Origin of the sequence: Exiguobacterium sp. s192, from assembly GCF_018618795.1 — a bacterium.
Classification (GTDB): Bacteria; Bacillota; Bacilli; order Exiguobacteriales; family Exiguobacteriaceae; genus Exiguobacterium_A; species Exiguobacterium_A undae.
In genome coordinates this window covers 105,332-116,979 of sequence record NZ_JACSMS010000009.1, presented here as the reverse complement: position 1 = coordinate 116,979, position 11,648 = coordinate 105,332, and the positions used below count along the sequence as shown (strand labels likewise).

Below are 11,648 nucleotides of genomic sequence, written 5' to 3'. Positions count from 1 at the left end.
AACTCGACACTTTCCGTGAAGCCTATTGCGCGATGGAAGACGGGTTGGCCGCATCACGTGTCGTCGATACGTTTTTTGCAGAGGACGCACTGGATGTAACGGAACAACCGGACGGCAGTTATTCCGTCTAATCATTTCAACATGTCTCGTGCAAAAGAAAAGGGATCTCTCCAATTGACTGGAGAGATCCCTTTTAGCTCACAACAAAAAAGTTTTAATGATAGATGATAAAGACAATAGTAGATTATCCCTACTTCTTAACTGACTAGGCTTAACCTAGAATATATAAAAATAAAAAATAGAGGAGCAGATTTTGAAGCCTGCTCCTCTATTGCGAGTAAATGCTGACAAACAAGTCCGCCTTTTTTTAATACAACTTGTTTTATATACCTCTGTAGAGAATATCAACGATTGAGGACGGAGCGTAACGTCGTCTCCGTTTGTGGGAGCGTTCCTTTTAACGTGACAAGACCGTAACGCGTCGAGCCTTTTTTGATGAAGAAGACACGAGTATAAGCAGATTCCGGTGTATACCCCGTTTTGCTGGCGTAGACACGCGTGTCTCCCGGAAGTGACGTGTTCGTATGGTACCACGTCAATGTCCGTGCATACGATCCTTTAACGGTGGTCTCGTACGATTTACGTCCGCTGACCGTCATCAAGTAACTGTACTTGGCATACGTATTGGCAAGCTTCTGCATATCAGCTGCCGTCGTATAGTGGCTTGCGTGATAAAAACCATGCGGATTCATGAAATGGCTGGCGGACATGCCGATCGCTTTCGCCCGGCTGTTCATCATGGAAACGAAGTTCGATTCCGAACCGCCTGTGCGGACGGCGATGGCTTTCGCTGCGTCATTGCCGGACCGGATGAGCATCCCGTTCAAGAGTTGGCGCATCGTGACTTTGTCACCCGACCGGAAACCAGCGGAGCTGCTACCGGCAGGAACGGACAACATCGAATAGGTCAGTGTGAATATCTGATCGAGTGTTCCTTTTTTGGCAGCGGCGTCATAAGCGACGAGTGCCGTCAATAACTTCGTCGTACTCGCCGGGTAACGGCGGGCAAAACTTTCTTTCGTCAGTTCGTAACCTGTTGATCCGAGCTTGAAATAACGCATCGAAGCAACCGGATAACTGCCGCTCGATGGAGCAGGTGAGCTCGTCGTCAGCTTTCTGGCGACTTGACCCGATACATACCGTATGTTTCCATTGTCTTTAATTTTATACCAACCGTTTGAATAAGAAAGAGCAGTCAGTCTTGAATTGTACTGGGCCGTACGTACAATCGTTTTGCTGGATGCTGTACTTGGCACTGTTCGAATGTTTGCCCCGATTGTTGAAGTAACTGTAATTAAGTATGTATTCGAAGTGTTAGTCGTTACTTTTTGGGCTACTTGATTTGATAAATAACGGTAGACCGTTCCATCCTTAATTTTATACCAGCCGTTTGAATAAGAAACGGCAGTGAACTTAGCTTTATACGGAGCACGACGCGTAATTGTTGCCGATGAACTTGTACTGGGCTTCGTGCGAATGTTCGCACCAATCGTCGAGGTGACGATGACCTGATAGCTGGCTGCTTGAGCAGGTAAGACTGGAATACATAGTGCGATGATTAATACAAGTGTCAAAGAAATTCTGAATAGTGATCCCATAAATTTCTTATTCCCTCCTTTTGAAAATTTCTCGAAAAATATATCATTATTATAATTTAGAAAAAGTGAATTCCCTTTTTTAAAAAATTTAACTTTCTATACATAGCTTTTGAGAAGCGCTTTTCATTACATACTTCATAAAAAAAATAACCTCATAGTATTGAAAAACATCACCTCACTAACGTTGCGTAAGAACCATTCCTATTCTACGTTATACAAATGAGCTGGTAGAATCGTTCTGGGGAGCATTAAAGTTTGAGAGTTATTATCTGCATAAATTCGAGGACTTCAAAACCTCTGTCATACGATTCAGCAGTACATTCGATTCTACAACAAAGAGCATTACCAAGAACGACTAAACGGCTTGAGCCCATTAAAATTAAGGGTTCAAGCCGTTTAAAAGTTTTTTATTATTTTATCTGTCTACTTGATAGGAAGCAATTCACATTCTGGGCTTCGTTTCCCTATATACCGTACTATTACCAAGAAGTTTTTTCAACTTTCGTTCCGCAATATTTAAACAAGACACTTAATGGACAAGGATGTCGTTAGCCATTGACGTCAATGGTATCTTGCACGATGTAATAGAGAAAATCTGAGAACGATTTGAAAGCATCTTGATCATCGTAGTCTTCTTCCGGTACGTTCACTTCTCTATATACTACTTTAGGCTCACCGTTCCTGACATTTTTGAAATCAAGACACGCATAAAATTCCTCAAGGTCGTCAAAATAAAAAGCTACTAGATGTTTTGAAAGGGCATGCTCATATTCTGTTGGATGATACAATTCGAGATTCGTTTTTACTAATTCATCATTGAACATCGTAAAAAACTGGTTGTCTCCAAATATACCCCCTCCAAATTCTTTCAAGAAAGTCACGTAACTTTTAGGTAATGTTACTTTCAATTCTTTTTCAATTACCTCGACTTCAGCATCCGATATGCCTTCTCCAAACTCAGATAATTCCGGATGCGCATGGATCAACGCTTTTGCTTCAGAATAAACATCCTTGCGCTCCGTCTTGATCTCACTTACTTTTTCAATAGAAGGGGATGGAACGTTCTCTTTATCATCTAAATAAGATGACACGGCACTATCACATACCTCAAATAATACTTGTGTGAAGGAATCTGCATAATAAGGTTCATCACTCGGGTAAAAACACACTTTTGCATCTTGATCATTGTAAGTCATGGCATGTAAGTCTAGGCATACGAGCGACGAATTAAAGTCCTCTACTTGTATTCCGATTAAATGTGAAGGAATTTCACTTTGAGATGAGCTTCTTAACTCCTCGTTATATTTTTTATTTCTAAATACAATATCCAACTGATTATTGGATGGATTGATTCCCCAGATTTCCTCATCATGCGTGGCTAAATAACTAAATTTTCTTAGAAACTCTTTGTACATTGTAGGAAGTGTGATCCGAAGACGATTTTCGATTTCAAGAATTTCATTTTCAGTTGACCCTTTTCCAACTATGAAAGCTTGTGGATATTTTTCGATTAGTTTTAAGCACCGATTGAACTTGGCGTTAATATTCACCATATCTTATCTTCTCCCATATAAATTATTATATCGATTTTTCCAATAAGCTTTACGATACGTGTTAAATTTACTTCTATTAATACCAGATTTGGTTCTATTGTTGTTGATATGAATAACTCTTGAATTTTTAGAGTGGAAAGAAGAAGTCACTTCAGCTAATGAACTTCTATTTCGTTGAGTCATATGGTGAAGATTTATTCTTTTTCCATCATAACCATAAGGCGCTCTACCCCTCTTCATGAGTTTCATATTTCCTGAGTTAACTGGAAAAATATCATTACGTTGGTATACTCTATGACCTTTAAAATTTGTCACTCTAGTCCAGTACTTATTCCTTTTTGCAATTGGTGCTACTAAGCGATACGTTTTTCTACCTTTTCGAATTACCTTTGTCGACTTATATGCTTTATACATTCGACCTGCCCAGATCACACCACCAACAATAACAGGAACAGGCACATCACCATCCGGATCAATTTTTAAAATCGGAGCGTTTCCTACATAACTATATCCATTAGTTAACTCAATAGTTTCATCGGAGTCGAGTTCAGGATCAATTGAAAGGAACACTCCGTGTTTTGGATGATAGTAACGCGCCATCAAGTAATATAAAGATGTCTCTTTATCCCAATAGTATCCAGCGTAAAGAATTGGTTGATTGGCTACATCTGCATTATAAATATTCTCCGCAACTGGATTCCCCCAAGAATCATAATCATAAGTCGCAGCAGTGCTTCCATTCACATCTGTGAGCGCAACTACATCACCGCGATAGTTTTTATGATAGAAGAACCAATTTCCTTTCGTTTTGACAGCAAGAAGAAGACCATCATTAGTATATACATATTGACGGATTGGTGCACCTGTCGCATCTGTTTCAGCAAGTAATTGATTTGTATCGCCATCGTATTGGAAACGAATCGTTTCAGATCCAACTTTCTTTTCAATACGTCGATTGAATTCATCGTACATATAGCTGACCGTTGCACCATTGGATAATGTCACTTTACTGACACGACTTAATTCATCCCACTGGTATGTCAGCTTACCGTCTTTTAATCGGTTACCATTGTCATCGTATGAAATTACTTCGCTACCATAGTTCGTTAACCGATTATCAGAATCGAATGTTGCAGTCGTAGAACCATCTTTAGTTCGGTTTCCTTTAGCATCATATTCATATGACTTCGTTCCAAGTGGTGTTGTCTCAGATACTAATTGGTCTAATTTATCATACGTATACGTTGATTTTCCAAAAGAAGTATTACGTTCTGTAAGATTACCATACTTGTCATAGCTATATTTTTCAAACGCAACTTGACGTGTACCAGCACGTGATACCCAACTGGAAATGGCACCAGTATCTGAGTAATCGATTAGCGATTCTCCCGCCGTTATTCCTGGTAGACGGTTTTGAATCAAACGTCCTAATTCATCATGACGGAACGTCCATTTTAATCCATCAACAGTGACACCATCATTACGTTTTCCTGCATCATAGTTATATGCAGAGGTTAAATTTCCTGCCGTCATTTCAGATACGAGTTCTGTTTGAACTCCATTAGGCGCTGTTACGTATTTAAAGTTTTGCTTTTGTCCAAAATAATCCACGATATCTGTTAGACGACCAGTTCCTGTCTTAGTGGCTGTACCTTCAATTGTTGCACTCGTTCCGGCATCATACGAATAGGATTTCTTAGAACCAAGTCGTGAACTTACTACGGATGCTATATCTCCGTCTGCAGTATATGAATATTCATATTCGTTAATCGATGAAGATGCACCCTTCGCTTGCGTTTTGATTGCAGTTATTTGACCTTCTGCATTATACGCTGTATACATCGATGAACCACTAGGGAACGTAATTTGAGTTACTTTACCTGTCAAATTGTTATACGTGTATTTAGTGATTTTACCACCAGGAGTTGTACTAGAAATGATTCGGTTTTTTGAGTCATATTCGTAAATTGTTGGGCTATTTGTACCGACCTTTTTCGAAATGACATTTCCTTTTTTATCATACTCATAGAAAATTTCTGTTCCGTTAGCAGCAATACTCTTGACCATACGACCTTGGAAATCGTATTCATTCGTCTTAACTTTATCACCTTGGATTTCTTTAAGAACATCACCATACGCATTCACTTCATTCTTAATTCCGGTCTTTGTTAATCCTTGACTAGCGACAACATTATTTCCTTGAGCATCGTAGCTACTAGTCTCAACGGCACGACCTTCAGAAACGCGGACTGCATCTACATATGATACTCCTGCTGTATTCTTAAGACGAACTTTAACATTAGAAACTGATTTATCTGAAACGAATTGAGCAGTTTGACGTTGCCAGATTGCTGTATTCTGATCAACATCTTGGAATGCTACTTCTTGAGTGGAAGTAGTTCCATCTGTAAAGGTAGCAATTGCTTCAAGAGTCGTTTCAGGAGAAGCATTTTTAGCAAGTGCAGAAATGTAGAATGGTACGGCAGATTTTTGGGCAACGACTACAGTCTGCTCTGCTACTCCATTTGCATTGAGTTGAACTCCTGAAGTACTTTCGTAACCATTATCACTCTTAGCTGCATTAGTGAGCGTCCAGCTTGTTAACGAATCAAAACCGCCATTTTCGACAAAGTTAAAACTTGAAGCTGAGACTGCTTTGAACTCTTTTGCAGTATTCAATTGAACGGAGTCAAAGTAGACAGTATCTGCTCCAATGCCTTCTAGCTCAATTTTCGCTTTTGTTGCTGTACTTGGCGAGGTCATTTCTTCTGTTCCACGAACCCAGTCTGAAACGTCCCCTATCTCTTGAATTGTTTGTGTCTTTAATAATTTTCCAGTCGCATCATAAAATACAACTCGTGCTGTTGCTTTAGCAGCACCTGTCGTTTTGAAGTACGCGTTTAAGTTATAAGGATCACCACCAATAACAGAGACTTCTTGAGAAGCAATTGCCCCTTTAAGTGTCAAAGCACGTCCACTTTTGCCTGTAGAAATGTAGGTTCCACCTGTCCAGTTAGCCGTTTTTTCAAATCCACCATTTTGGATTAGGTTAACCGCTGGACCAATTGATGCACCTGTCCGTGTGACATTTCCGATAGAGTTGTACTCAGTGAACCCAATTTGCTGTTCAGGAGCATAGTGATCAACAATTTCTTCTCTATCGTCATTCAATCCGCTCTCCGACATCAATTTGAATTCATCGACTTCTTTGATTATATCATCATCATTTGAGGCATATTCATAAGTCGTAGAACTTGTAGCATCAAATTCCTTTTGTACCTGATCATCTAGTTCATCTTTTGTTGTTCCTGCTAATTTACGTTTTCCATACTCAGTGAGTTCTGTCTCACCATCCGGATAAACCGTCTCAGTAAGACGTTGATCCATCCACCTGTAGATTGTTTTTGAAGCTTTTCCGTCGGAAGTAGTATTTTCTTCTATAAGATTTCCTTCTGAGTTATAAAGGGTTGTACTATCTGCGCTGTTCGGAACCTTATTTCCAGAACCATCTACTAAGTCCTCAACAACTTTATAACTAGTAATTTTACTACCATCTACCTCTTTACCGAGTTTTGCTTGAGTACTGACACCTGTTTCATCGGTCTCTGTATATGCTTCTTCAAACTCAGTTGAATCTTCAAGAATAGTAGAATTAAAAGTCAGCTTGTTGGATACTGTTGCATCATGTCCAGGAAGAATCACTTCATTTATGCGCTGTGTACCAATAGCCGTGTCTGACTCTGCTGGAGTAGCGTATCCATATTTCGTTTCTTCTGACTTTCCACCATCTGATAAATCAGATTCAATGATTGATACTAGCTCTTGCTTATCGTTATATGAGTAAGCATATTTACGCTTTTTAATGCTATCATCTGAACTTGCAGTTAATATTACTTCTTCTACAAGGTTCGTTTCTGGTTTGTAGGAAACTGTTAATCGATTTTGGCGGTTTTCTGCTGCACCTTCACCAGCATCACTTGCACCAAGTAGCATCGTTGGACGCTTTTCACCACTATCTGTAATTGTATAGACAACCACAACTTTATTTTTCTTTCCTTCTTCTTTCGCATCATATTCGATGCGGACAAGGTACCCATCTTCGTCGTAGACTTCCGTTACACCGTCTGTCGATTGAACGTAATACTCTGTCTTATCACCAACAGCAACTGTCGTAATTTCATAATCAATACCAGTTGGCGGTAAAAACGTACCTGAACCGTCGTTGATAAAGTTATGACTTGTTCCGTCTGCTTCACGAAGGTTTATCATTTCAACCTTTCCAGCAATCTTAACTAGCGAGATACGTCGTTCTAGCGAACTGCTCCATCCGCGACCGAATAACCCTATTGTCTGATCAATCGAGTTGAAGGTTCGATCAATCGAAACATCCGGACCACGCCCTGGCAATGATGCATCACTTGCTTCGAATAGTTGGTTTCCATTCGATAAGTTGATTGAAGTATTGCCTACTTCATAGAGTGGGAAGAATTCTTCATTACCTAAGTTTGCTCCATTACCTTTTTGAATGGTTGCGGTTGAAATATCTGTATCCTTTAACTCACTTAATCCAATATAACGTGACGGATCATAAATATTTTCTACTGCACTATTGATAGCACGATAAGGACGAACGCGAACATAATACGCTTGTTTGTCAGGTATGTTTCCACCTGATAAATCATACGTACCACTCGGGTCAAATGGTAGCTCACGTCCTTCTCCATCAGTTCTTAATTTATATCCTTGACTTTCAAGTGGCCAGATTTTTTGATCACGACTTGTCCAAGAAAGTTCATTTGCTGATTTTAGAGCAACGATTTGCTCTTCTTTTCCGTTAGATAAAGAAACTGCGTAACCAAGTGCTTCAGGGTTCGCGTTCCATCTAGAAAATAAAAACCCACTTTCTTGATTTCGATTATCTTCATAACCAGTCGTTTCAGCTTTAATGTTTTTAACAGGGAAATAGATTCGAGTGAAAGCAGAGGCACTACTTTCGCCCTTGCTTGATTTTGCTATAACTTTTGCAAAATAGTTTGTCGAATTATTGTATCCTGTACCGGTTTTACGATATAGAACTCTTGGATCTGTTAAGAAATCGCGGCCATCTCCTGATTTACGAAAAACGTTGGTTTGTCCAACTGTTAAAGTTGCCGCCTGTTCTTCTGTCGGGAAAATTCGCTTCCCCTTACTAGTCCAGCTCGTTTCGTCCCCTACCGAAAAACGCTCATATTTATTTCCGTTGAAAAGTTCAATATCATATGAGGTTGCGCCTTCTACTCCATCCCATTCTAAATTAAAGTAACCTTTACTATCGGTTTCATTGGCATATGCAGAATATGTCGGTGCATTAGGTTTATCAGGAATGATCCCCTCTAAAGTCGGTTTCACAACAGTTGAAGGTGTACTTGTTCCAAGTGGATAATCAGCCACAATTCGGAATTGATATGCTTTTGATGTTGATGTACTTCCAGTACTTGCTGTATACATTGGAGACGGATCCATAGGTAACTCCATTCCATCTCCATTACGGAATGCAACGCCACCAGTCAAAGAATCTTTTGTTTCGTACTGAGTTGATGTTGGCCAAAAACGTTTTCCCTTAGTGCTATAGCTTAAATCTGTACCAGTATAAATTGTTCGCCATCCTTTACCGTTGTACAATTGTAAGCGATAGTTTGAAGCGTTTTTAGCAGCAGGCCACGATAAATCAATATAACCTGTCGTTGCCCCAGCACCTGTTGGGTATACGCTAGTTTTAAGCGAACCCATTTGTGGATAACTGTACGTTACGCTTAAGTTCGTTTTATTTTTATTATTTTCACCTGCAGTCAATTGTTTCCAGTACGTTTGACCGTTACCATTTGTATGGAATTTAAATCCATAATCGGTACGTGATCCGTCAGCAATGGTTTTCATCGCGGATAACACATTGAAAGTTGCCCATTGATCTCGTGAAACTGTTGTAGATGTAATGTTTGTTGAAGAAGGTTTTGTATTCCACGTTACTCCAGTTTCTGACCAGGTACTATTGACACGATCAACCCAAAGACCTGTCTTAGTTCCGGCATAATAGTTCCATTTCACGTATGTTTTCAATGATGCAGCTGAAATTTCTGCACCTTTTAATTCTGAAAGAGAAGGCATCTTTACAAAGGCATAGTTTGTTCCAGTCGCCGTATCATATTTTCCGACACGCAGCACATATTCTCCTAAAGAGGAGTTCCAGTACTTATTGTAAGATGTTGTCGGACTAGCACTCGAAACAAAGGTATCCAAAGAAGCATCTTTTGCAACGGAAGGATCAATATATAGTGGGAAGACACGATCTTCATCGGTAGTCCACTTTAAATCTGGAATCAACTTTAACTCATAACCATTTTCGATCGATTTTAATTCATATTTGATGTCATAACTTTCAGCAGAAAGTCCTGATTTCGAATCTTTATTGCTGTCACTCATCATTGGGACAGGCATAGTATAAACTACTTCGTCTTTGGTATTTTTAAACTCAATATGACCTTTTTTATCCAGTACAGCTTGAAGCGGTGTATTGATTTCATATATGAAAGCCTTTAGTCCAGGTACATTTTGCTTCAAGATGATGTCTTCTTTTACTTCTTTGTTTAAAACAATGTGACGAAGGTCTACACCATTTAAAATATTTGGATGTAGAATACTGTTTTCATCGACAGACGCTTGCGAAGACTGTATGGGTTGAATACCTTGATCAGTCTCTATTCCTTTGAGAACGTAAGCAATGCTCTCAGTTTTTTTTTCGCCTACTTTTAAAAGTGGAGTTTTATTGTCAATCTTCGAGTCAAACTTTACCTCTAAATCTGTAGCTATTGGTGTATAGTCAGCCTCAGAATTTTGTTTTAATTCCGTGTTTACTTTGACCCATTTCTTTTGATCATTTTTCACTTGAATTTCATCATCAAAAGTTGTGAGATTGTATGTACCCGGTTTAGGTCCTTGTTGAACTAATGTTTCCTCACTACTAAGTTCAGCTGGTGGTAACAATGCATCTGATAATGTGTTAGGAGCTGTAAATTCTACTGTTTTCGCATGTATAGATTTTTTGCCCTCTGCCTTTACTTCGATATCGCCCATTGGAAAACTTGAAATAACCAATGCCGATACGAGCGTTGCGTTAATACTTTTCTTGATTTTTTTGTGCAAGCGTCCTCATCCTTTCATATACTTACTTATACTTATCTTATTTTTGAATATCCTTTTACATTTATATTACAAAAGATAAAATAAATAAAGTCATTTTACACATTTTTTTACTTTTTACCACAAAAAAAAACAAAAATTCACACATATAAATAATATGTGGAAATTTTGTTTTTTTTTGATTATTTAACATTTAATTATTAGTATTATAGTCATTAAATGTAGCAATCATATCCTGTTGGGTTCCATCGCTACGATTAGTATTGAAAAACATGGTTCCGTTATCAAAATCTACGCCCTCAATCTCAAACAAACTATAGGCACTGCTGGTAACTCGGAAAGACAGATTGTCATTCGTATACAAAACTTTTGAGAATGGATCTGCTGTCGTATTTTTCTGCTCGCTAATTGTTTCAGCAATGTTTAATGGATAAGTCGTTACAACACTCGCATTTGAAGCATTACCATTTACATCCGGTTTCGCCATAGGAACGTATAAATTACCTTCATAATAAGAGATTCCTTGCTGAATGTAATCTGTTGTATCCAGTGTACTACCGTTTACAACGGCTCTTGTATGGTTCAATTTAAACGTTGCTTCGTAATCAAACTTTCCAGTATCTTCGTTGAAATTTCCAATGAAAAAGCGTTTTCCAGACTTCACAATGAATTTATCATATCCGACTGAATATGTGATGCCACCAATCGATAAATTCTCACCGCCATAACTCAATACATAACTCTTCGCGACACTATACGTTCCCGTCGATGTATTCACCGCAAGTTTAATGATTTTGTTTGCATATTTTACACCATCTTCCATTGGTGCTACATACACATCAGCTATTGTATCACCAGCTTCAGCTACAACCGCCAAATCATTTGCATGACCTAAGTCAGAACTTGTAGAGCCCGTTGTAGAATTCTTAAGTAACTTTGTTGTTCTGTTACTTTCTGTACTACTTAACTTAGTTAAAAAGAGCTGTGTTGTTCCGTTTGTCGCATTGAGCTTAGCTGTAAAAATATTATTATTGTATCGATCTACTGTTATTCCCTGCATTGAAGTATTATAACTCGAACTATTCATTGGTTCGTACACCGTATACGTATTAAAATAACCAGACTGTGCAAACACAGGAATTGCACTTAAAGAAAGAGTTGCTACCAATGCAGCAGAAAGAATTTTTTTATTTTTTAACATTTTAATCCACCTTTTGTTATATTTTAATATGTAGTGCTAGTTTACTTTACAAAATTAAAG

General features: G+C 38.6%; 4 protein-coding genes. All 4 read right to left on the bottom strand.

Features of this window, described 5'->3' with window-relative positions:
* Nucleotides 1-404: 404 nt before the first annotated feature.
* A complete protein-coding gene (locus KNP87_RS13620; protein ID WP_214722037.1) occupies nucleotides 405-1,658 on the bottom strand; it encodes an SH3 domain-containing protein in 1,254 nt (417 codons plus the stop codon).
* 548 nt (nucleotides 1,659-2,206) lie between these two features.
* Entirely contained in the window at nucleotides 2,207-3,211 is a 1,005-nt protein-coding gene (locus KNP87_RS13615; RefSeq protein WP_214722036.1) for an SMI1/KNR4 family protein, read from the bottom strand.
* 3 nt (nucleotides 3,212-3,214) lie between these two features.
* Nucleotides 3,215-10,390, bottom strand: coding sequence for a DNRLRE domain-containing protein (locus tag KNP87_RS13610; RefSeq protein WP_214722035.1), 7,176 nt, complete (start codon nucleotides 10,388-10,390; stop codon nucleotides 3,215-3,217).
* A 190-nt stretch (nucleotides 10,391-10,580) separates the two neighbouring features.
* Nucleotides 10,581-11,588, bottom strand: a complete 1,008-nt coding sequence (locus KNP87_RS13605) for a hypothetical protein (RefSeq protein ID WP_214722034.1) — start codon at nucleotides 11,586-11,588, stop codon at nucleotides 10,581-10,583.
* Nucleotides 11,589-11,648 lie beyond the last annotated feature (60 nt).